Source organism: Bifidobacterium panos (assembly GCF_012932445.1).
Lineage (GTDB): Bacteria > Actinomycetota > Actinomycetes > Actinomycetales > Bifidobacteriaceae > Bifidobacterium > Bifidobacterium panos.
On sequence record NZ_JAAIIJ010000001.1, the window covers coordinates 1 to 23,346 of the forward strand.

General features: G+C 59.0%; 16 protein-coding genes. 8 read left to right on the plus strand and 8 right to left on the minus strand.

Translation table 11 applies throughout. The annotated features are described in order from the left end of the window. Both G1C94_RS00005 and G1C94_RS00010 read right to left on the minus strand, forming a co-directional pair. Positions 1-5,707, minus strand: a 5,707-nt coding sequence (locus G1C94_RS00005) for a leucine-rich repeat protein (protein WP_172143540.1), incomplete at its 3' end; no start/stop codon positions are given. Positions 5,708-7,326: 1,619 nt separating this feature from the next. Further along, on the minus strand, positions 7,327-9,114 hold the full coding sequence (locus tag G1C94_RS00010; RefSeq protein WP_172143542.1) for a 1-deoxy-D-xylulose-5-phosphate synthase: 1,788 nt from the start codon (positions 9,112-9,114) through the stop codon (positions 7,327-7,329). Positions 9,115-9,254: 140 nt separating this feature from the next. Between G1C94_RS00010 and G1C94_RS00015 the strand changes: the two genes are divergently transcribed. Further along, positions 9,255-9,695, plus strand: coding sequence for a MerR family transcriptional regulator (locus G1C94_RS00015; RefSeq protein ID WP_172143543.1), 441 nt, complete (start codon positions 9,255-9,257; stop codon positions 9,693-9,695). A gap of 191 nt (positions 9,696-9,886) precedes the next feature. Here G1C94_RS00015 and G1C94_RS00020 read toward each other — a convergent pair whose 3' ends face one another. Together G1C94_RS00020 and G1C94_RS00025 are read right to left on the minus strand one after the other, a co-directional pair. Beyond that, positions 9,887-10,648: an SDR family NAD(P)-dependent oxidoreductase gene (locus G1C94_RS00020; RefSeq protein ID WP_172143544.1), complete on the minus strand. Its 762-nt coding sequence runs from the start codon at positions 10,646-10,648 to the stop codon at positions 9,887-9,889. A 21-nt stretch (positions 10,649-10,669) separates the two neighbouring features. Then, entirely contained in the window at positions 10,670-11,029 is a 360-nt protein-coding gene (locus tag G1C94_RS00025; protein ID WP_172143545.1) for an ArsR/SmtB family transcription factor, read from the minus strand. Positions 11,030-11,331: 302 nt separating this feature from the next. On the opposite strand from G1C94_RS00025, the gene G1C94_RS00030 reads away from it, so the two are divergent. From G1C94_RS00030 to pgl, 4 genes are all read left to right on the plus strand, one after another. Beyond that, positions 11,332-12,696, plus strand: a complete 1,365-nt coding sequence (locus G1C94_RS00030; protein WP_172143546.1) for an ATP-binding protein — start codon at positions 11,332-11,334, stop codon at positions 12,694-12,696. Between the two features lie 185 nt (positions 12,697-12,881). After that, on the plus strand, positions 12,882-14,444 hold the full coding sequence (zwf, locus tag G1C94_RS00035) for a glucose-6-phosphate dehydrogenase (protein WP_172143547.1): 1,563 nt from the start codon (positions 12,882-12,884) through the stop codon (positions 14,442-14,444). After that, a complete protein-coding gene (locus tag G1C94_RS00040; RefSeq protein ID WP_172143548.1) occupies positions 14,441-15,400 on the plus strand; it encodes a glucose-6-phosphate dehydrogenase assembly protein OpcA in 960 nt (319 codons plus the stop codon). The genes zwf and G1C94_RS00040 overlap by 4 nt, the downstream gene beginning before the upstream one ends. A 74-nt stretch (positions 15,401-15,474) precedes the next feature. After that, positions 15,475-16,266, plus strand: coding sequence for a 6-phosphogluconolactonase (gene pgl / locus G1C94_RS00045; RefSeq protein WP_172143549.1), 792 nt, complete (start codon positions 15,475-15,477; stop codon positions 16,264-16,266). 141 nt (positions 16,267-16,407) lie between these two features. Here pgl and gndA read toward each other — a convergent pair whose 3' ends face one another. Next, the gene (gene gndA / locus G1C94_RS00050) at positions 16,408-17,856 is read right to left on the minus strand and encodes an NADP-dependent phosphogluconate dehydrogenase (protein WP_172143550.1); all 1,449 of its coding nucleotides are present in this window, start codon (positions 17,854-17,856) and stop codon (positions 16,408-16,410) included. A 166-nt stretch (positions 17,857-18,022) separates the two neighbouring features. On the opposite strand from gndA, the gene G1C94_RS00055 reads away from it, so the two are divergent. Together G1C94_RS00055 and G1C94_RS00060 are read left to right on the plus strand one after the other, a co-directional pair. Next, positions 18,023-18,775, plus strand: a complete 753-nt coding sequence (locus tag G1C94_RS00055) for an ABC transporter ATP-binding protein (protein ID WP_172143551.1) — start codon at positions 18,023-18,025, stop codon at positions 18,773-18,775. Next, positions 18,772-19,560, plus strand: coding sequence for an ABC transporter permease (locus G1C94_RS00060; protein WP_172143553.1), 789 nt, complete (start codon positions 18,772-18,774; stop codon positions 19,558-19,560). The genes G1C94_RS00055 and G1C94_RS00060 overlap by 4 nt, the downstream gene beginning before the upstream one ends. A 36-nt stretch (positions 19,561-19,596) precedes the next feature. Here G1C94_RS00060 and G1C94_RS00065 read toward each other — a convergent pair whose 3' ends face one another. Further along, complete coding sequence (locus G1C94_RS00065; RefSeq protein ID WP_172143555.1) at positions 19,597-19,926, minus strand: hypothetical protein; 330 nt, start codon at positions 19,924-19,926, stop codon at positions 19,597-19,599. Between G1C94_RS00065 and G1C94_RS00070 the strand changes: the two genes are divergently transcribed. Continuing rightward, positions 19,925-21,322, plus strand: coding sequence for an ATP-binding protein (locus tag G1C94_RS00070; RefSeq protein ID WP_172143557.1), 1,398 nt, complete (start codon positions 19,925-19,927; stop codon positions 21,320-21,322). The two genes, G1C94_RS00065 and G1C94_RS00070, sit on opposite strands and share 2 nt — an antisense overlap. A gap of 205 nt (positions 21,323-21,527) precedes the next feature. On the opposite strand, the gene G1C94_RS00075 is transcribed toward G1C94_RS00070, so the two are convergent. Both G1C94_RS00075 and G1C94_RS00080 read right to left on the minus strand, forming a co-directional pair. Further along, positions 21,528-22,631 carry a helix-turn-helix domain-containing protein gene (locus G1C94_RS00075; RefSeq protein ID WP_172143559.1) on the minus strand — a complete coding sequence of 368 codons (1,104 nt, stop codon included), beginning with the start codon at positions 22,629-22,631 and terminating at the stop codon, positions 21,528-21,530. Further along, on the minus strand, positions 22,628-23,248 hold the full coding sequence (locus tag G1C94_RS00080; RefSeq protein WP_172143561.1) for a hypothetical protein: 621 nt from the start codon (positions 23,246-23,248) through the stop codon (positions 22,628-22,630). Before G1C94_RS00080 ends, G1C94_RS00075 begins: the two co-directional genes overlap by 4 nt. Between the last annotated feature and the right edge of the window lie 98 nt (positions 23,249-23,346).

Here is a 23,346-nt window from a genome sequence, read left to right on the forward strand (position 1 = left end):
ACCAGCCATCGAACTTATAACCGTCACGAGTCGGAATCGGCAACTGGCCATCCGAACCCGTCCAATCCGACGGGATCGTACCACCGTCCGGATTCAACCCGTCCGTACTCGCGTTCTTCGTCCACTTCGCCGTCAACGTCTTGTCACCAGTATCAGAAGCACTGATGCCACTGACCAGATTGCCCTTCGCATCGGCCCAGCCGGCGAACGTGTAACCGTCCCTGGTCGGGTTCTTCAGGGTCGCACCCACACCATACGTGTACGAGGCCGGGTTCTTCGGATCCGTGCCGCCGTCGAGCTTGTACGTGATCTTGTACGTGTTCGCCTTCCACGTGGCGTTCACCTGCAGCATCGACTGCTTGAACGTGCCGCTCGCGTCGCGGTCCCAGCCGGTGAACGTGTAACCCGTGCGGGTCGGGTCGGCGGGCGCGGTGTACGCGGTGCCCAGCGCGCCGGACTGGATATTGGACGCGTTGCCGTCCTTGTCCGTGCCGCCGTTGTAGGCGAACACCACCACACCGGTCGCATTCTGCACATACTGCGCCGTGAGGGTCACGTTCTTGCCGGGCATGGTCAGGCTGGCCAGCTCGTCGCTGGTGACCAGACCAAACTCGTCGGACAGCCAGCCGACGAACGACCAGCCAGCCTCGCAAGCAACCTCCGGGGCAGTGACCTTCGCGTCCTTCAGGCTCGCGTCCGTGGCCACCGTGTAGCCGGTGGTGCCCGTCAGCGTGCCGTGATCACCCTTATTGAACGTCAGGGTGTTCTCGTTCGCGGTCCACTGGGCGGTCACCTGCAGCGACGCCTCGTCGAACGTACCCGTCACCTGCTTGTCCCACTGCTTGAACGTGTACCCGTCCTTCGTCGGATTCGCGGGAACATCATACTTCGTGCCCAGCGGACCCGACAGCATCGTCCACGCATTACCAGCCGCGTCCGTGCCGCCGTCGAAGCTGAACGTCACCGTGGCCGTCGCGTTCTGCGCATACTGCGCCGTAAACTCCACGCCCTTGGCGGGCATCACCAGACTGGCCAGCTGGTCGCTGGTGACCAGGCCATACTCCTCGGACTGCCAGCCAACCAGAGACCAACCGGCCTCCGACTCAACCTTCGGAGCCACAACACCGGCATCGCCCAGCTTCGCGTCCGTGGCAACCTGATAGTCCGTGGTACCGGTCAGCGCGCCGTGATCGCCCTGTTTGAACGACACACCATACGAATCAGCCTCCCACTGAGCCACATACACCGTCGTGCCATCCGAGGCGTACGTGCCGGACGGCTCGTTGCCGTCCGCGTCCTGCCACTTGACGAACGTGTAACCCTCACGCGTCGGGTTCGAAGGCTTGGCATAGGTCTCGCCCTGCTTGCCCTCACGGGTCACACTGGAGTCCTTCTGGTCGATCAGGCCGCCGTTCGCGTTGAACACGGCCTTCGCGCCGTTGTTCGGCTCGTACCGGGCGGTGAACGTGACCTCCGGGTTCAGACCGGAGACGACGTACTTGCCCTTCACGCCGTCCTTGCCGTACAGCAGGCCGTCCTCGCTGGACTTCCAGCCAACGAACGTCCAGCCGGCCGTCGCGTTCGCGGTCGGCTCGCCCGTGACCTTCTCGCCCGAATTCACCGTGTACTGCGTGGTGCCGTCCAGCGTGCCGTTGTCACCCGGCAGGAACGTCACCGTATTCGGATTCACCGTCCACTCGGCCGTGTACGTCACCGACTGGTACGTCGTCGACAGGGCCTTGTCCCACTGCTTGAACGTGTAACCCGTACGCGTCGGCTCCTCCGCCGCGGCGGTCTTGTCCGCGTCGGAATACTCCGCGCCCTCCAAGCCGTTCAGCACCAGGGACGAATCATTGTTCTTGTTGTAGCCGCCGGCGTAGTTGTAATGCACCTCCACACTCGACTCCGGCACAAACTTCGCCGTAAACGTCACCTTCGGGTTCGCACCCGACACCACATACGCGTCCACGCTGTCCTGCGAATACACCTTCTGGTTCTCGCTGGACACCCAGCCAACAAAACGATACCCGCCATCAGCCGTCACCGTCGGCTTGCCGCCGACCTTCTCACCGGTCAGCACCCGATACTCGGTGTTGCCCGTCAGACTGCCGTGCTTATCCTCGTCGGACACCACGAAATTCACGTTATTGGTGTTCGCCGTCCACTGGGCCGTATACGTCACCGACGCATACTTACCCGTAACAGCCGGACTCCACTCCTTGAACGTGTAACCCGTACGGGTCAGCTTCGACGTATCCGGAACCTTGGCCTTGGCCTCGTCGGTGTACTCGGTGCCATCCACGCCCTTCAACGTCACGGACGTGTTGTTATCGGCGTCATGGCCGCCGTTGAAGTTATACACCACCGACACCTCAGGCAGCTGCTCGTACACCGCAGTGAACTTCAAACCAGCCTGAGCCTTCAAATCAGCGATCTGCGAAGGCTGATACACCGGACCCAACGTCTCGTTCTTATCCGCATCGGTCACACTGGACTGCCAGTACAGGAACCTCCAACCGGCATCCGGCGTCACCATCGGACCATTCTCCACGGGATAGTTCGAATCCGTGCTCAGGGCCTTCTCGGTCGTCACCAACAACGAGCTCGGCGTGGTAGCGGTCAGCTCGCCGTGCTTGTTATCGCCCTCGCCCGCGGAGAACGCCACCGTGGTCTGGACAGGATTCCACACGGCCTTGTACGTCACCGACTTCGCCGGATACTTATCCTGGAACGCGGTGCCCTTACCATCGGCGCTGGTGTTCCAACCCTTGAACTCGTAACCCGCACGCGACACGGTCGGGGCCGTCAGCGCGGAACCATACGTGCCGGTGCTCGTCGCGTCGCCCGTCAACTGGCCGCCGTTCGCGTCGAACGTGACCGTGATGTTCGGATCCTCGGCCCACACCGCGTAATACGTCGTGTCCGCAGCGATCGGCAGAACCGTCGAAGGCTCGGTCGCCTTCGGATTCGTGTTCCAACCCTTGAACACGTAACCCTCACGCGTCGGCTCCGCATAACCATCCGCCGAGTTCAGGCTCGAACCGGCATCACCCTTCAGGCTCAGCGTCGTCTTGGTCTCCGTCTCGTCGAACATACCGCCGTTCGCGTCCAACGTGAACGAAATCGGCTTCAACTTCCACACCGCATACAAGGTCGTATCCTCAGCGGGCATCTCCATCTTGTCGCCGGCCTCGTAATCCGGTTCGGTCGCATCCGGCTTCGTGCTCCAGCCCAGGAAGTCATACGCCTCCGCGCCATTGACCAACACCTTCATGTTGTTCGAGTCCTTCGTCGTGACCTGATAGCCCTCGACATAACTCGTCGAATCCGTCGGAGCCGAACCCGTCACCGCATGGCCCTCCGGAGCGTTCGCGTCATACTTGACCGTATGGAACGCATCCACCGTCACCGTCTGCGTAACCGTCTTCACCTTGTTGCCGTCATCAGCGTCCGTGAACGACGACACAAACGTCACCACCGTACCGTTCTTGGTGATACCCGTCTTCGAACCACTAAGCCAAGACTGAGAATCCTTCTGAGTGTCCGTCGTTGCCACGCCATCAACCGTCAGGCTATCGAGCTTGACCGAGGAACCCTTCAGGTTCATCCTCGAAATCACCTTCACACTCACCGTATTCGTAGCAGGATCCACCGCAACGGCATGAGACATATCAGTATCCAACTTCGCATCATCCAACTGCGACTTTATGGCACGATTCGCCTCCGTATCAGGCACAATCAACGGCTGCGCATCATCCTTATACAACACAGCAATACGAGTCGCCACATCAGCATCACCCGACCACGGCTGATTAGACGCCATCTCTTCGTCAACCAACGGATAACCACCCATCGCAGACAAACGACACTGATCAACAGTTATCATCGTCAGATTCTTATTACCGGTGAACGCGTCGGAAGCTAGGCTCGTCACCTTCCGCGGAATCGTCAGCTCGGTCAAATCGTTACTCACAAACGACTGGGTACCAATATTGGTCAGGGACTGCGGCAGGGTGACCTCCGTCAAACCACAATTCTGGAACGCTCTGTAGCCGATTGACTCGATACCCTCCTCAAGGATCAGACTCTTAATCTGAGTATCCTGGAAGGAAGATTCGATCGTGGTGATGTTGCTCGGAATCGTCACCGACTTGAACGAGCCCTTCGAGCTCACCGCAGAACCGCCTATACTGGTCGGGGAAGCTTCCTGTTTTACGCCGGCCGAGTCCGTCCACGTCACCTTCGAAGGAACCTTCAAATCCTCCGAACCGGTACCGTTCGCACCCTCATAGGACACCAATGTCTTGGACACCGTGTTGTACTCCCACACGGAACCATCCTCACCAGTGACCGACACAACCTGCGGATCATCCGTCCCATTCGCCCACTTCACCGAAGCATACTGCGCACCCCACGGAGCACCAGAAACACTATCCTTCTCCTTGCTGGAGATATCAATCTCCGCCAACGACTGACAGACGCTGAATGCCTGCTCCCCGATGTCGCTGATCGCAGAGCCCTTGGCGAACGTCACCTTCAGCAACGAAGAGTTACGGAACGCGTTCTCGCCGATCGTCGTCACCGACGCGGGAATCAACACTTCCGAAAGAGAGGGGGTGGTGAAAAACGCGCTGGTATCGATGGATTTCAACGAGTCAGGCAACGACAACGACGCCAAGCGCAAACAAGAGTAGAACGCGCTCTCGCCAATGCTGGTGACCCTGCTGCCCTGCTCGAACGACAACGAAACGATATTGTTCCTGTTCTTATCGCAGAACACGCCCGGGCCGATGGCCGTCACGTCCTTGCCGCCGATCTGGGCGGGGATCACCAGGCTCGCGTTCGCCTTGTGATACTCCGGATGGGCGCAATTATCATGATTGGCTTCCTTCAGACCGAGAATCACGCCGGTGTTCTGGTCGAACCAGAAACACGAGTTGTCAACCGCGGTAACACTCGTGTTCTCCCACACCACAACACCAGCCTGCACGGTCAAAGAGCCCGCCACGATAGTCGAATCAGGCACATGTTTAATCACCACACGACGAGGACCAGAGTTGCCCAAGAACGCGTTGCCGCCGATGCTCTGGATCGTCGAGGGAATCTCCAACTTGGCGATCGGGGCATTGTAGAACGCGTTCGCACCGATGCTGGTCGTCTGGTCGTTCAACACCGTCGACGTCAACTTCGAACAACCACTGAACGTACCGTCGGGGATCACGGTGACCTGCGTATTCGACAAATCAACCGACGCCAACTGCCCGCAAGACTGGAACACACTGGTACCGATGGTTTCCAGCGTGTTCGGCAGGCTGATCGACGTGAATCCATTCGTCTGGAACGCGCTGTTGCCGATCTTGGTGATCTTGCTGTCGGCGGCGAACGAGACCGCGGTCAACTGCTGGCCGGCAAACACACTGTCGCCAATCTCCGTAATCGTGTAGTCCTTGCCATCACGATTGATGGTCGCGGGGATCTTGATGTCCTTGCCCGTCGCGCTGGTCGGGTTGTACTTCGTGATCTTCGCCGTGCCATCCGCATTCAGCTCGCAGATCAGCTCGCTGTCCAGCGTCACCGTGTCGGCGGACGCGGCCTGGCCGGCCACCAGTGTCAGCGGCACCACCATGGCCACGGCCACCAGCATGAGCAACACACGTTGCACCACGCCCCGGCGTTTCAAGCCATCCTGAGACAAATGTCTCATCATAAGAAACTCCTATTCCTTCTTTTACCAATCCCTCCCCCAACAGACGGCGTTTTGCGCGCGAACCGCGCGCGCAAAAGCGCCTTCCCGAAAGGGGAGGAGGAAACCCGCGCACACCGGCCGGCCGAAAACCATGCGACCGTCCCGGAAGAACGGGGTCACCAATAGCGCCAAAAGCTACCCCCCCAGGACAAAACTTGCCCCCGAAATCGCGTCCCAGCCGCCGCCAGACCAGCCATCCGAAACCCCACAAAATCCCCCGGAAAAACAGGAACTAAAGAACAAGACCGCGCCACGGAAAATGCAAGACTCACGAAAAATACAAGGGGGAAATCGTTCCCCCGAGCCAGCATGCACACCGACGACACGCACACCGCCCCTGCGGGGCGAGATTTCTCGACTCCGGCTACGCCTCCGCTCGAAATGACAAGGAACCCGGCCTAGGGCTCCCGCTGGGCGAAGAGCCCTGTGGGCTCTTCGCAGCAGCGAGCAGCGGTAGCGTCGCGAGCGTCGCACAAAACGCCGGGAGCTGTCGCGCGTCTGCGCGACTGAGGGTGGTCAAACCAGACACGTGCCCGGTGGAACCACCCTCAGACCTCGCATACGCTCGGCCAGCCCCCGCCAGCGGGGGCCGAGGACGAAACAAACCGGCTACGGCCAAAATGACTTAGGCGGATGTTGACGTGTGAGACGTAAGACTTGGCCTACCGGCCCGGAGGGTGTCGAACACGGCAACATCCGCCGCAGACACCGGAATCAGCCAAACAACACGAAAACTGAACGGAACGACGAAACGCACACCGAGAACGAAATGGCAATATGCACACTGAGAGCAAAGACGACGGCACTGCGACTCAAGACAAACCCAGAACGCTAGCAACGCACACTGCGACTCAAACACGCAGGAAACGACTTTGCACCGTCGGCGTAGATCTACAGAAGACACGGGACGGACTACTACCATCAAACGGCGTCGCACGGCGGCTCTGAAAAAAGAAATGGCGCCCGGAAATGGATCGGACGCCAAGCCCACCGGCGAAACGGCGGGGGTTGTATAAGTCATTATACCCAGCGATTCGCGACAAACACGATGCCATTGGGTTTCTGGGCCTATAGGAACTTATAGGAGCCAACCCCCAAAATGCAGATGGCAAGAAAAAAGGGAACCCGACGTATCGGAGTTCCCTTAGATGGTGCCCGCAAGCAGCCATCGCAATCAAAGTTAGGGATATCATATCCTGCGTACAGAGCGGCTACAGTGATTGCAGCAGTTGATGCATTTTGGTTTTTGGGCCTATAGGAACCAAACGTGGTGCTTAAGTTTCGGGTGGGGCCTTGTGGGAGTAGGCGTGCCGCGGCGAACACGGCCCGGACCGGTTACGCCCAGATCGACTTAGGCGGATGTTGTTGTGTTCGATGTAAGACTTGGCCTACCGGCCCGGAGGGTATCGAACACGGCAACATCCGCCGCCAAACACCGGAATCAGTCAAGCAACACGCAAACCAAAACGGAACAGCGGAACGCACACTGAAAACAAAATGGCGATATGCACACAAGCGGCGATATGCACGCTGAGAACGGCGAAAACAGACACCGCAACCCGAAATGGTTGCATGTTGCCCTATGCCAGCAGTTCCTTGGCGGCTGCGGCGACGCCTTCGGGCGTGAGGCTGCAGCTGGCCATGAGCTCGGCGGGGTCGTAGCGGTCGTAGTAGCCGCGCGGGATGCCCAGGCAGCGCACACGGATGCCGTATGGGCCTGCCTGCCTTGCGACCTTCTCTCCAAAGCCGCCCTCAAGCTGGCCGTCCTCCACGGTGACGATGGCCTTGTGAGAGCCGGCCAGCTCTTCTACGAAGGTTTCGTCCAAGCCGCTGGCCACGCGCGGATTCACCAAGGTTACGCCCACTCCTTCGGCTTCGAGTGCGGCGGCCGCCTCCTGCGCGATGGGGAAGGCGCACCCCAGGCCGAGAATCGCAACATCCGCGCCACGGCTCACAATCTCAGGCGTCAGCGGCCAAGCCGGCCCTGCGCCTTCAGTCGCCGCAGCACCCGCTTTACCAAGCGCCACGCCTTCGCGGCTCACGACGCCTGCGCCCGGCACGCGGATGGCCACGGGCCCCTCGCGATAGTCGATGGCCCACTCCAGCATGGCGAGGTACTCCTGCTTGCAGGTGGGCGCCAAGTAGGTAAGGCCGGGAATGGCGTTGAACTCGGGGATGTCGAATATGCCGAGGTGCGTCACGTCGTTCATGTTGCGCGCGGAGTCGGCGAAGCTCAGCAGCACGGCCGGGTTGCCGTTTACGCACAGATCCTGCATGAGCTGGTCGAAACCGCGCTGGATGAAGGTGCCGTAGAAGCCGTAGACGGGCGTGCCTCCAGCCGCGGCGATGCCGCTTGCGAGCGCCACGGCGTGCTCCTCGGCAATGCCGACGTCAACGAACTGCTTGCCCGCCGCCGCACGCCTGGCGGGCGTGAAGCCCATGATGATGGGCGTGGCGCTCGAGATGGCCACGATGCGCGGGTCGGCCTCCATGCGAGCGGAAAGCACCTGGTAGGTGAGCTCGCTGTAGTCGGGCTCGCCGTCGGTCGGCAGCAAGCTCTCTCCCGTGGCCTTGTCAAACCACCCATCCCAGTGGAAGCGCTCCTTGTTCTGGACGGCGGGCGCGTATCCGTGGCCCTTCTCGGTGTGGATGTGCACCACGACGGGGTGGTCGATGCCGCGCACTTTGCTAAGCGCGGCCTCCACGGTCTGCTCGTCGTTGCCGTCCTCAATGTAGCGGTAGTCGAGCCCGAGCGCGCGGAAGTAGTTGTTGGGGCTCTCTCCGTTCGTGGCGCGCAGCTCGGCCAGGCTCGCGTAGAGGCCGCCGTGGTTCTCGGCGATGGACATCTCGTTGTCGTTCACGATGATGATGAGATTGGTGCCCAGTTCGGCCGCCCAGTCCAGGCCTTCGAACGCCTCGCCGCCGGAAAGCGAGCCGTCGCCGATGACGGCCACCACGTTGTAGGTGTCGCCCACAAGGTCGCGCCCCTTGGCAAGGCCACAGGCCAGGCTCACCGAGGTTGAGGTGTGGCCGATGACGAAGTGGTCGTGCACGGACTCGCCGGGCTCGCTGTAACCCGAGACCTCATCGTAGCGCGCCGGGTCGGTGAAGGCGAAAGCGCGGCCGGTGAGCATCTTGTGCACGTAGGTTTGGTGCGAAACGTCGAAGACGAGTTTGTCGGAAGGAGAATCGAACACGCGGTGCAGGGCGATGGTGGTCTCGACCATGCCGAGGTTGGGGCCGACGTGGCCTCCGTGGACGGAAAGCTTGTCGATAAGCGCGCCGCGAATCTCGTCCGCCAGGGCGCCCAGCTCGCTTGCGGGGATTGCGCGCACGTCTGCCGGGGAATCGATCTTCTCGAGGTACATGGGTTTCCTTTCGGGGTGGTTGCTGTTACGCTGAGAGATATGATAAAACCTAAACCTAACTTTAGGTCAAGGACTATCTGCTTGAATTATCGCGAAGGCGAGCCTGGCGCCGCGCGGGATGGAAATGAGGGGAGCGACGGATGTACACGATCGGCCAAGTTGCGGAGATGTTCTCAATCCCCGTATCGACTCTTCGCTACTACGACAAGCAGGGGCTGTTCCCTCGACTGGAGCGCGTCTCGGGCATCCGCAGGTTTGGCGAGAGCGAGCTTGAAGCGCTCAAGCTCATCGAGTGCCTTAAGCGTTCCGGCCTCGAGATCAAAGACATCAAGCAATTTATGGAATGGTGCGCGCAAGGCCCCACCACCTACCCGCAGCGCAAGGAACTCATCGAACAGACGCGCGAGCGCGTGGAGGAGGAGATGCGCGATATGAACCGCGCGCTCGACATGCTCACATTCAAGCGCTGGTACTACGAGCAAGCCATCGCCGACGGCAACGAGGAACGCGTCAAGTCGCTGATTCCAGACGGCCTGCCGCCCGCGATTCGCGCCGCCTACGACAACTCGCACGAAGAATAACGCCCACTCGCGTCGCTCCGTCGAAATGACAAAGGACGGGCATCTCCGTCGAAATAACAAATCTCGTCCACTGTCATTCCGAACGAAGGCGCAGCCGTAGCCGAGGAATCTTCCTTGCCCGCAGAATCGTGAAACACAACGAATAGGTACATAAAAATGGCCCAGAATCGAGATTTACGAGCTGCATATCCTTAATAAAACTTTCCCGCTATCTTTAGCATCCACGCCGAAGGAACCACTTTTGCACCTACTCGATACCCCTTGTAAAACCAGCTGGGCGTATAAACACCCTTTCCTTTTTCCGCAAGTTCCAGCGCTTTCACCGCCAGCCTTTCCATGTTAAGGAACGGCAGTCCGTTTATCTTCTGGCTCTGCAAGCCATGCCCCCTCGGATTCATTTCCGTGTCCATATTCCCCGGGCAGAGAAGCAGCACGTTAATCTTCTGCGTAGCCAATTCTTCCCGCAGCGCTTTTCCGAAATAATAGACATACTTCTTTGACGCGGCGTACACCGTTTGATTGGGAACCGGCGCAAATGCGGAGACGGAGCAGGTGATAACGCTGAAGCTGCCCGCCCGCATATATGGCAGGCATATTCTTTGCATCATCGTCACTCCCTTGATATTGACGGAAATCATGTTCAGGATGTCGTTTTCCCGCATGGAAGAAAATGCCCCCGACCTCTCGTAGCCTGCGTTATTGACGAGAACTTTGACTGTCGGATTTTCCGACTTTAATTTTTCCGCAATTTCCGCATATGCCTTTTCATCCGAAAGATCGGCCTGAATCGGGACGATCTTTTTGGGCGCATATTTCTTTGCCAACGATTCAAGCCTGTTCTTGCGTCTGGCTATGATCCAATATTCATCAAGATTCGGATATCTTGTTATGACCGCATCGAGGAACTTCACGCCGAGCCCCGATGACGCTCCCGTTATAACCGCTATATTCATCTCATCGCTCCATTCATATTGTTATCTTCTGTCGGGAAGCTGCGCCATAACCTTCGCCATCCGTTCCACAAGCGATGCAAGTAACGTAACCTGATTATCATCCGGGTCGAGATAGTAATAGACATAGGTGCCCTCTTTGCGCGACTTCACCAGTCCGGCAGCCTTTAAAATCTGCATGTGATGAGACACCGCCGGACGGGAAAGATGCGTCATTTCAGCAATCTGCGTTACACGGGCACCTTCAATCGGGCAGTTCAGCATTACGCAGAGCAGATGCTGCCTGTTCTCGTCTCCGACTGCCGTGAGCAGCTTCTGGCAATTCTTAAATTCCTCCTCCAGCTTTCTTACCTCTTCGCAAAAAGGCGTAACGGCATGATCCATAATCAGCAGCGTTCTCCTTATTATCTGTTTAAGCGCTTAAACACTTTTGTTATAGCAGAGAAAAATCGGGGAAGCTCATCCGTCTAAACAATCGAGATGCATATCCGCATTCACGACACTCGCGGCATTTCCGCGCGGATTTTTGCATGGCGCATCTTCCGTTACCCGCAGAATCGTGAAAAATAGTGGGTGCTCATACCTGCAGAATCGTGTAAAAACGCACCCTTCGTTACCTGCAGAATCGTGTAAAATAGTGGGTGTTCATACCTGCAGAATCGTGAAACGCAACGAATGGGACGCACATGACATTCCACAGAAAAGCCTACGAAAAGCTGCTCACATGGAAGCGCGAACGCAACGGCACCACCGCAATGCTCATCGAGGGAGCGCGCCGCGTGGGCAAAAGCACGTTGGCGCGGGAATTCGGCAGGAATGAATACTCCCAGCATCTTCTTATCGATTTCTCTCAGGTGCCGGAAGAGATCAAGGAGCTGTTCCTCAGCCAGCGGCATGACATCCCGTCGTTTCTCAATTACCTGCTCGCCTATTACCAGCTGCAGCCGAAGCCGCGCGACACGCTCATCATCTTCGATGAAGTGCAGATGTTCCCCACGGCGCGCGAAACCATCAAGCATCTTGTGGCCGATGGGCGATTCGACTATCTGGAGACCGGCTCGCTCATCTCCATCAAGAAAAACGTCCAGGACATCCTCATCCCCTCCGAAGAGCAATCCATGAATCTGGAGCCACTGGACTTCGACGAATTCCTCTGGGCGAAAAACGAGAAGCCTCTTGCGGATATGATCCACGATTCATTTGACACACTCAAGCCCATGCCACAGGCGCTGCATCGCAAGGCGGCACGCCTGTTCCGCGAGTATATGCTGGTCGGCGGTATGCCCCAGGCAGTTGACGCCTATGTCAGGAACGAGGATTTCCATGCGGCGGATGAGGTCAAGCGCCAGATTCTGAAGCTATATCGCAACGATATCGCCAAATACGCCTCGAATCAGGAAGCCAAGGTCACGGCGATCTTCGAGCGCATCCCCTCGCAACTGTCGAAGCATGAAAAGAAATTCACCCTCACATCCATCTCCCCCAATGCGCGATATCGCGATTACGACGAGGCGTTCTTTTGGCTGTCCGACGCGCGCATGACCAACATGTGCAACAATTCCACCGACCCCAACATCGGGCTGGGGCTCAACCTGGAGCAGGCGGCGTTCAAATGCTATATGTCGGATACGGGCCTGCTGGTCACTCACGCCTTTGCCGATAATGAGGAAACCTCAAACGAGATATACCGCGACATTCTGTTTGACAAGCTTCAGATCAACGAGGGGATGCTGACCGAAAACGTCGTCGCGCAGCAATTCAAAGCGCAAGGGCACAGACTGTTCTTCTATTCAAAGTACGATCCGGACACGCGCAAGAACAGCATGGAGATTGATTTTCTGCTCGCGAGGCCATATTCCGACGCCGCCGGGCGCAGCCGCATCAGCCCCGTGGAAGTCAAATCCACCAAGCGATATGGGACTGCTTCGTTGAACAAATTCCGCGCAACCTACGGCAAGCGCATTGGCACCGAATACATTCTCCACCCGAAAGAGCTGGAAGATGAGGGCGCGCGGGTTCGATTGCCGCTGTATATGGCGGGATGCTTGTGAATGGCGGATGGCGCGGTTGCTGGATTCGGCGCGGCTGTTGGATTCGGCGCGGCTGCGCGACTACTCCACGGCTTCTTAATGCCATTTGCGCATAGCTTTCGATATCTGCGGGTTGGGCGGGGCGATTGCGTTGCACTATGTGGATTATTCTGACATCGGGTGGCGTGGGGCGCTAGTATGAACGCATGAACGGATCTGATATATCAGTGACCAACGCTTCGGATTCATGGTTGAATCCGTTGAGGGACCCACGCGATTTGCGACTGCCGCGCATCGCCGGCCCCTGCAGCATCGTGATTTTCGGCGTGACCGGCGATCTGTCGCGCAAAAAACTGCTTCCCGCCATCTACGACCTGGCGAATCGCGGCTTGCTGCCGCCGAGCTTCGGCCTGACCGGATTCGCGCGGCGCGACTGGAACGAGGAACAGTTCAAGGATTTCGTCAAAGAGAACGTCCAGGCGCGCTGCCGCACGCCGTTCAGGGAAGCGACTTGGCGGCAACTCGCTGACGGCATTCGTTTTGTGCAAGGCACCTTCGACGACCCGAAGGCCTTTGAGCGCCTTTCCGACACCGTGGCCGAACTCGACCGCAGCCGCGGCACGCGAGGCAACCACGCGTTCTATATGTCCGTGCCGCCGCGCGCATTCCCCCAGGTCTCCCGCCAGCTGGCGGACTGCGGCCTGGCGCGGTCCAACGAGGGCGCTTGGCGACGGGTTATCATCGAGAAGCCCTTTGGCCACAATCTGGCCAGCGCCAAGGAGCTCGACCGCGTGGTTTCCGAAGTGTTCGACCCGTCAAGTGTGTTCCGCATCGACCACTATCTCGGCAAGGAAACCGTGCAAAACATTCTGGCGCTGCGCTTCGCCAACTCGATGTATGAGCCGATATGGAACGCCAACTACGTCGACCATGTGCAGATCACCATGGCCGAGGACATCGGCGTGGCGGGGCGCGCGGGCTATTACGACGGCATCGGCGCGGCGCGAGACGTGATCCAGAACCACCTGCTCCAGCTCATGGCCCTGACGGCCATGGAGGAACCGGTTTCCTTCTCCGCTTCCGACTTGACAGCCGAGAAGACCAAGGTGCTCTCGGCCATCCGACTGCCGAAGGATTTGGCGGCGCATACCGCGCGCGGCCAATACGCCGCGGGCTGGCAGGGCTCGCACGAAGTCGTCGGATATTTGGACGAGAAGGGCATCGACCCGGCTTCGACCACCGAAACCTATGCGGCCATCCGGCTGGATGTGGACACGCGACGATGGGCCGGCGTGCCGTTCTATCTGCGCACCGGCAAGCGTTTGGGCAAGCGGGTCACGGAAATCGCCGTGGTGTTCAAACCCGCGCCCCACCTGCCGTTCGAGTCGACGGCCACCAAGGAGTTGGGCAAGAACGCCATCGTGATTCGCGTGCAGCCGGACGAGGGCGTCACGATGCGTTTCGGCGCGAAAGTGCCGGGAGGCACCTCGATGGAAGTGCGCGACGTGTCGATGGACTTCGGCTACGGACGCTCGTTCACCGAAGCCTCCCCCGAAGCCTATGAGCGTCTGATTCTCGACGTGCTCTTGGGAGACCCGCCCCTGTTCCCCACCACCGAGGAAGTCAACCTGTCGTGGAACATCCTTGACCCGATTGAGGAGTTCTGGTCGACGCTCGGCCAGCCGCAGCCATATCGTTCCGGCACATGGGGGCCGCAGGAGGCCGTCGAAATGCTCGCCCGCGACTCACACCGTTGGAGGATGCCATGATCATCACCATGCGCAATACCGAGACCCGCGAGATCTCGGCGAAGATCGACGAACTGCACGAGGAACGTGGCGAAGCCGCCTTGGGGCGCGTGCTCACGCTGCTCGTCTCCACCAATGAGGCTTCGCTTGAGCATGACCTCGAAGTCGCCAACAATGCCAGCCGCGAGCATCCCTGCCGAGTGATTGCGATCGCGCCGAGCAGCCGCAACACGGCGGACGAGGAGCGGGACGGCACGACGCATGTCACCTTCCTCGACGGCGAGATTCGCTTCGGCAGCGACGCCGGCGCGGGGGAAATCATCGTGCTGCGCCCGCGCGGCGGGCTGGTCCACCATCCGGACACCCTCGTGATCCCGCTGTTGGTTCCCGACGCACCCGTGGTGGCCTGGTGGCCGAACGAGGCACCAGCCAATCCGTCCGAGGATCTGCTGGGCGCGATGGCTCACAATCGCATCACCGACGCGATAAACTCGTCGAACCCGATTCGCACGATGAACGACCTGCGTCGCAACCGCTCCTCGAAGAACGTGGATTTGTCTTGGACAAGGCTGACGGTGTGGCGCGCGATGCTCGCTTCGATGCTCGATCAGCCTCCGCATCTGCCGGTCACCGGCGTGCGATTGGCCGGGCCGAAGGACTATCTGCCGTTGAATCTGCTGGCCGCCTGGCTGCGGCTTCGTCTCAACGCGCCGGTGACCATCGAAGACGACCCGGATGCCAAAGCCCTCACCGGCGTGTATCTGACCCGCGACGACGGCGTGCTGAGCTTGGAACGACCTTCCACCGATGCCGGCGTTTGCGTGATCAGTGTGCCTGGGCAGTCGCCGCAGGCCGTCAGCGCGCCTGCTCGCACGCCGGAGGAATGCCTGAGCGAAGAGCTGGGGCGGTTGTATCCAGACGATATTTACACTGAAGTCATTGCTCAGGGGTGGGAGTTCATCCATCCGCAACGCTGAATGTGGCGAATGCAGAACTGGGCATAAACCGAGCAAATATAGACCGAGCAATAAACCGAACATAAGAGGCATTCATGGCAGAACTCGCGACCATCGTCTATCCGAACCCACAGGTGTTGGCCGAGGCTGTGGCCGCACGCACGCTACTGACCCTCATCGACCTCATAGCCGAGCCGAGCCGCACCCGCGTCGATATCGCCGTGACCGGCGGCACCGACGGCATTCGCATGCTTGAGGCCGTGGGCAAAAGCCCGCTTGCCGAAGCGGTGGATTGGTCGCGCGTGCATGTGTGGTGGGGCGACGAGCGGTTTGTGGCCGCCGGCGACGATGACCGCAATGCCAAGCAGGCGAACGACGCCCTGTTCGGCGCGTTGATCGAGTCCGGCGCAATGCCGACCGGCAATATCCACGCCATGCCGGCGGACACGCGCGGTGCCGAGGAAATCGCCGAGGCTTCGCCGGAGCAGACCGATGCCGCGCTGGCACGCGCGGCAGCCGACTATCAGCGAGAGTTTGTCGAACAACTTGGGGACCGCCCGACGCTCGACATCGCGCTATTTGGCGTGGGGCCGGACGCGCATTTCGCCTCGCTGTTCCCCGACCATGGCGAGGCGGAGATCGACGATCCGCAGGTTTTGGTGGCCGGCGTGCGCGATTCGCCCAAGCCGCCGCCGCTGCGCCTGACCCTGAGCGTGCCGATGATCGCCCGCTCGCGCCGCACTTGGGTGTTCACCTCGGGTGCGCGTAAGGCCGACGCGGTGAAGGCGGCATTTGCGCGGCGCAACAACCCGCACGCACCCAGCTCCTACGCCGATGGCGAGGAACTGCTTTGGCTCATCGACGAGGGCGCGGCCAGCAAGCTGTAATCGTTACGATATTTGCGATATTCGCGATAATCCAGTAACGGATTGCGGTAAGCCAAAACTTAACTTGGATTCCAAAAGGGGCTTTCACGGCTTATATAGCCGCAGAAAGCCCCTCAAGCATATAAGTTCAGCGCATATCTATCAGACTTCGATTTCCTCGCGCTCCTCGGTGGCCCACAGCGTGTGGAAAACCCCCGGCTGATCGACTCGCTGGTAGGTGTGCGCGCCGAAGAAATCGCGCTGGCCCTGAACGAGCGCGGCGGGCAGACGCTTGGAACGCAGGCCGTCGAAATACGACAGCGACGACGCGAACACCGGGGTCGGCAAGCCGCAACGCGCGGCTTCGGCCACCACGCGCCGCCAAGACGGCCCGGCCTTCTCGATGGCCTCCTTGAAATAAGGGGCGCACAGCAAAGAGACATCGGCTTCGCCCGATTCAAAAGCGTCGGAGATGCGGTTGAGGAATTTCGCGCGGATGATGCAGCCGCCGCGCCAGATGCGCGCCACGGCGGCCAGGTCGATGTCCCAGTCGTATTCCTTGGCCGCAGTGGTGATTTCGTTGAAACCCTGCGCATAAGCGACGATCTTGGAGGCATACAGCGCATGGCGAATGTCTTCGATGAACGCCTCGCGCTCCTGTGCAGACAGGTTCAACGTGCCGTCCGGCCCGGCGAATCCCTGTTTGACGGCTTCCTCGCGCAGATCAGCCTCGGAAGACAGCCCTCGCGCGAACACCGCTTCGGCAATGCCCGTGACGGGAACGGCCAGCGACAGCGCGGTCTGCACCGTCCACGTGCCGGTTCCCTTCATGCCAGCATGGTCGACAATCACATCAACCAGCGGCTTGCCCGTCTTGGAATCAATCTGGTGCAGCACCTCGGCGGTGATCTCGATCAGATAGGAGTCAAGCTCGGTCGTGTTCCAGCGCTCGAACACGTCGCCGATCTCGGCCGGAGTCATTCCCAAGCCGCGGCGCATCAGATCGTAACTTTCGGCGATGAGCTGCATGTCGGAATATTCGATGCCGTTGTGCACCATCTTGACGAAATGACCCGCGCCGTTGGCACCGATATGCGTCACGCACGGCTCCCCTTCGGCTTTGGCCGCGATGGATTCGAGAATCGGCTTCAGCGTCTTCCATGATTCCTCGGTGCCGCCGGGCATCATGGACGGCCCGCGCAACGCGCCCTCCTCGCCGCCGGAAACGCCGCAACCGACGAAATGCAAGCCACGCGCGCTGATTTCCTTCTCGCGGCGCATGGTGTCCGGGAAATAAGCATTGCCGGCGTCGACGATGATGTCCCCCGGCTCCATCAAATCCGCGAGCGCGCTGATCATGGCGTCGGTTGGCTCGCCCGCCTTGACCATGATGATGGCGGTGCGCGGCTTGGACAGGCTGTTGACGAACTCCTCAAGCGTTTCGGCCGGGAAGAACTCGCCCTCCGAGCCGTGTTCGTTCATGAGCTTTTCGGTGCGCCCATAAGTGCGGTTGAACACCGCCACCTTATTGCCGTGATGCGCGAGATTGCGGGCCAAGCTGCCGCCCATCGCGGCCAGACCGACGACACCGACGTTTGCTTCAGCTGCCATGCTGAGTCCCTCCGTCATAGGTAGTTTGATGAACCGCTCCTTAGTGTATAACCTCGCTGGATTGCGCGTGCGAACCGTCTCATGTCTGAAGATGCCTTGTTATTGCCTTGTTATTGGCTTGTTTCCTGCCGCGCGTGGCGTATTTGTGCGGGTATGGTTGGAAATTATGGGCTATCTGTTCTCGGCGTCGAACGTTTCGTGCACGCTGCCGCAAGGCGACGGCGAGCGGGTGATTTTCAGCGACGTCTCGCTTGATGTCACCCCCGGCGAGATCGTCGATCTGACAGGCCCTTCCGGCGCCGGCAAAAGCAGTCTGTTGACCGCGTTCGCCAAGCTGAACCCGAACGCGCGCGGCGAGTTCGCCCTTCAGGGGCGGGACTGCCGTGAGTTCACCGTCCAGCAGTGGCGCGCCCAAGTCGCCTATCTGCCGCAAAAGCCGATACTTATGGGGCAAACCGTGGCACAGACCATCCGACTGCCTTGGACGCTGGCCATCCGCAACACCTCCCGGGAAACCCCCACGCTCACAACGCGCCTGCGTTCCTTTTTCGCGCCGGCTGGCGCAAGCGCCGACATATTGCCCGACCAGCGCATTCGCCGGATGCTTGTTGCTTTGGGGTGCGAGGACATCGATCTCGACCGCGCCCCACATGATTTGTCGGGCGGTCAGGCGGCGCGCGTCAGCCTGGCACGCACGTTGCTGACCGAGCCGAAAGTGCTGCTGGCCGACGAGGTGGACGCCGGATTGGACGACGTCAACGCCGACAAAGTGGCGACCATCATGGCGAACGCCGCCGCGGGCGGCATGGCCGTCATTCGCGTCAGGCACCGCCCGCCGGATGGACGGGCTTCGCGTGTCCTCACGTTGCAAGACGGACGCCTCACCGCCGCCTCGGCGCGCGAAGGAGGCGCGGCATGAACGGCAACTACTATTCCATCGATATCTGGGGTCTGCTCATCGCGTTGGCGATGGTCGCCATCGCGGCCGGCATTTCGGGCATCATGCGCATGGGCATCGGCAAAACGCTGCTGTGGTCGGCATGCCGCGCGCTGCTGCAACTGTGCGCGATGGGCTTCGTCATGGCATTCGTCATCAAGTCGAACAACCCGTGGTTCGTGCTGCTGCTCATCGCCGTCATGCTGGTCGCCGCCGTGCAGATCACCCTGTCGCGCGCCACAGGCGTGCCGAAGGGCATGGCCGGGCCGGTGTTGCTCAGCCTGGTCGTCACGATGCTCATCATGGTGTCGCTGGTCACCGAACTCATCATCCGGCCTCAACCGTGGTATGCGCCGCAGCTGGTGGTGCCTTTGACCGGCATGCTGCTCGGCAACACCGTTTCCACGCTGGCCGTTGGCCTCTCGCGCTTCTTCGAGAGCATGAGGGAGCGGCGCGACGAGGTTGATACGTTGCTCGCGCTCGGCGCCACGGCGTGGGAGGCGGCGCGGCCTTCCATCGTCTCGTCGATTCGCCTTGGCTTGCTGCCCACCACCGCCTCACTCGCCTCCGCGGGCATCGTCACCGTGCCGGGCATGATGGCTGGGCAGGTGATCGCGGGTGGCAATCCCATTGATGCCGCGAAATACCAGTTTCTGATTCTGGCCGTCATCGCCGCGCTGACGCTGCTCGCCGACAGCCTGATCATGTCGATGGTCTACAAAAAGTGCTTCACCAAGGACGACCAATACCAGCCAGTCGGCCAGTGAACAGATTCGCTTATCGGACTCATATTCGGCCCCACATTACAGAATCTGCGCGCCGAACGGCCAACTGTTGAGGATATATGAAGCCGTATCTTTGCCCATCACCCACACTTTTCGTCTAATTGACACAGTTAATACATGCCAAAACCTTTGCAAAGGTGCAATTAATCTCCAATACAACCCGCCAATTGGTGCAATTAATGCCCGATACAACACCCCAATTGGTGCAAATAATCCCAGATATAACACACCAATTGGTGCAAATAATGCCCAATGCAACATGCCAATTGGTGCAATTAATACCTGAAATAACGTCCCAATTGGTGCAAATAATATATAATTAGGTTGGAATGTCAAGGAGAAAGCCATGAAAAGAACCGCGCTACAGGAACTGGTGGATTGGAAGAACAACAAGCACAGGAAGCCGCTGATCGTCTGGGGGGCGCGACAGGTCGGCAAAACCTATCTCGTGCAGGATCTCTTCGCGAAAACCCGCTACGGGAACAATCACATCTATGTGGATTGCAAAAAGGACGACGAGATTCGCGAGTTTTGCGCCCAAACCGCCGACGCGGCGAAAATCATCGAATACATCTCGCTGCGCATGGGCAAACGGATAGATGAAAAAACGCTGCTGATTTTCGATGAAGTGCAGGAATGCCCCAACGTCATTTCGGCACTCAAATATTTCTGTCAGGACTTCAGGGAGGTGCCCGTCATTGCGACGGGTTCGATGGTGCGCATCAAACTGCAAAGGGAAACCCATAAACGAGGGGCGAGCGACGGCAAGTTCCTTTTCCCCGTGGGGAAAATCAACCAGATAACACTCCATCCCATGACCTTTGGCGAGTTTCTGATGAACGACAATGAAATGCTTTACGAGGCCGTGAAAACCGCCTACGTGGACAAGCACCCATTGGATGCGCACGTCCACGACCTGACGATGGAGCACCTGTACAAATACCTGCTCGTGGGAGGTATGCCGGAGGCTGTGGAGGCCTACATCGACGGTGGCAGCCTGATTGAATCACGGGAGATATTGAAGGTTCTGTACGACAATTATCTTTCCGACATGGAGCTGTATCAGGCAAGCCAAGAGGCCGTATTGCGGTGCCGCACCCTGTTTCAGAGCATCTACAGGGAGCTGAACAGGGAATCAAAGAACTTCTCGCCCGGCCTGATCGAAGAGAAAGGCAAGACGAGGGACTTCGCCACTTCCATCCAGTGGCTCACGTTGGCGCATGTCGTCAACCAGTCATTCCAGCTCAAGGAGCATGTCACCATGCCGCTCATGGCAGACGGCGACAGCCGGTTCCGTTTGTTCCTTGGCGATATTGGCATGTTCTCCTATCAGAGCGGCATCAACGCCGCCTCCTTCGTGTCAAACGAAAAGGAGAACACGCTGTCGGGCATATTCTTCGAGAACTTCGTCGCCAACGAATTGGTGGCGACAGGAAACAAACTGTTCTACTGGCGCGGCAAAGCATCCGCCGAACTTGAGTTCATCATCGAATCAGGCAACAAACTGTATCCCATTGATGTCAAGAAAGGCAGGGGGACACTCAACTCCCTTGAGAAGTTCGCGAATCACAACAGGTTCGATTACGCCATCAAGATTTCCAGGAACAACTACGGCTACAACCCCGAGCAAAAGCTGCTCACCGTACCGCTCTATTTCGTCCCGTTCATGGCGCAAGACCTCGCCAACGGAACAATGCCGAGCCTGACAACCAAAGGCGACCAATACCAACCACTCAGCCAATAGATTCCTTATGCGAAACGCCTCCTTGGGGAAGGAGGCGGAGAGACGTGGCGTTGATGTCGATGGCCGAAGTGTATGTATTGTCATAGTGCGGGCTGGACAATTTCGGCTACGAGGCTTCCCGAAGAAAGCCGCGCGGGTTCATGAACGGTTTCGAATCCCGCCGACTGCGCGGATCAAAGATGACGGCGGTGCTGTTTGGGTCAGTTCAGGGCATCCAGTTCTCGGCTTTTTCCGTCAGCCCGTTATCGCACCAGTCGTTTGCCAATTCAAAGGGAACGCCAAGGAACCCCTCAAGACCCGCCCGCGGCACTGTGGAATGGCCGGAGTCATCAAGCCCCTCGAACGCTCTGCCAAGCATCTGAGAGAAAAGCACCGGATGCTCCACCTTGACTTCCACCGGTTCATGCTTCGTCCAACGACGTTGCGCCATGCGAACGTACAGGGACTTGTATTTGTCCCCGTCGATCAGTCCCAGATCAAAGGCTCGACGCACGGTCGCGGCAATGGAAATTCCCCAGCCGGACTTCACATACCGGTAGTCCTCCAGCATCATGCTCGAACTGAGAACCGAACGGGCATCGGATTCGGGAAGAAGAAATTCGCCGGCGAATTCATTGGCCTCCCTCTCCATCAGGGACACATCCTTTGGACGGCGATTCCGATGCAGCACCAGATGCCCCAGCTCATGGGCGATAGTGAACCTGAGTCGGTCCCCCGGTTTGTTTTCCGGGAAATAGCCTATGAGGGTTTTGCCTGGGTAGGTTACGCCGTCGCTGACCGCATCGTTCACTTCCACTGTCAGCGGCGCGATAACAACTCCCTTGCGCTCCGCGCTTCGAATCACATTGCGCACGGCCCCAGTAGCCGGAAGCCCCAGTACGGCGCGCGTATTCGCCGCGATGCGCCGGACACCTTGCGACTGCGGATCCGAAGTCGGGGCAACTTCATCCAGCCAAGATGCCGTCTCGTCGGGCACATCCGACATTGACCTGACTCTGGAAATCGTGTCTGCCAGCATCTCGAACTCCGCGCAAATGCGATGGTCAAGATTCTTGGTGATTTTCTTCTTGCGCCGGAAGGCGAGCCGTTCCCAATCCATGCCGTTTCCCCGCAGCATAAAGAAGGATAGGGGAAGACTCGTCGCGTAGGCGATTTTCTCGATGCTTGATTCGGTCAGATGAGCGCTAGAGTCAGCAATCAGTCTGCCGATGTAGGTCGGGGTCATATCGCAACGTTCGGCGAGTTCCTTCTTGGTCCAACCCCGGTACTGCCTTGCAAGCTCGATGCGCTCGGGGTTGAACTCGTTCATTGGACCGTCTCTTTCTTTTCCTGAACAATGATATTTGACTGCGGGACCAGCAGCTCGTTTTCCTCATCGCCGCCACTGAATGCCAAGCTCTCAAGGTCTGCGCCCATTGGAAGAACCATAAGGGCGATGCAGGGGGCGCCCTTTGGGAATCGACCGGGACCGGTGGGCTGGTACGCGGAACAATGGAACGCACCATCGACCTCCGTCCAGACAAGGACGATTTCGCAGTCCTGAAGCGGCAGTTCGCCGAAAACCTCCTGATCGAGCATGGCCGGCTGAACCCACGCCTCCCTGCGCCGCAGGTTCGGACCGGCCGGCGGCACGTTCCCCTCGAATCTAAATTTCTTGAGGAATCTGAGCTTAAGGCCGGTGCCGACGTTGTAAAGATGAAGGCAGGAAGTGGATCTCGTAAGTTTCCAACCATCAATCGGGTCATCGGCGATTTCGGCCCGAAGCGTCGCGTTGAAGCTGTCCGCGTAAAGCTTCGGATACTTGGCTCGAGGAGTGCCGAGCGTATCCATGGCGGAAAGCGAACGGCTTCTGGCCCGCGGCAGCAGAACTGGAAGAGCGTCGTTAAGCGGTGCAAGGTTTTGACGAATTAGTTCAAGTCGATCCAAGAGGCCTCCATGAAAACAAGCGATAGGGTTTGATGTTTTAGTTTTAGCTGCAGTTTGATTTTCAAAACTGAGTTTGAGTTTACTACCCTAAAATTAAT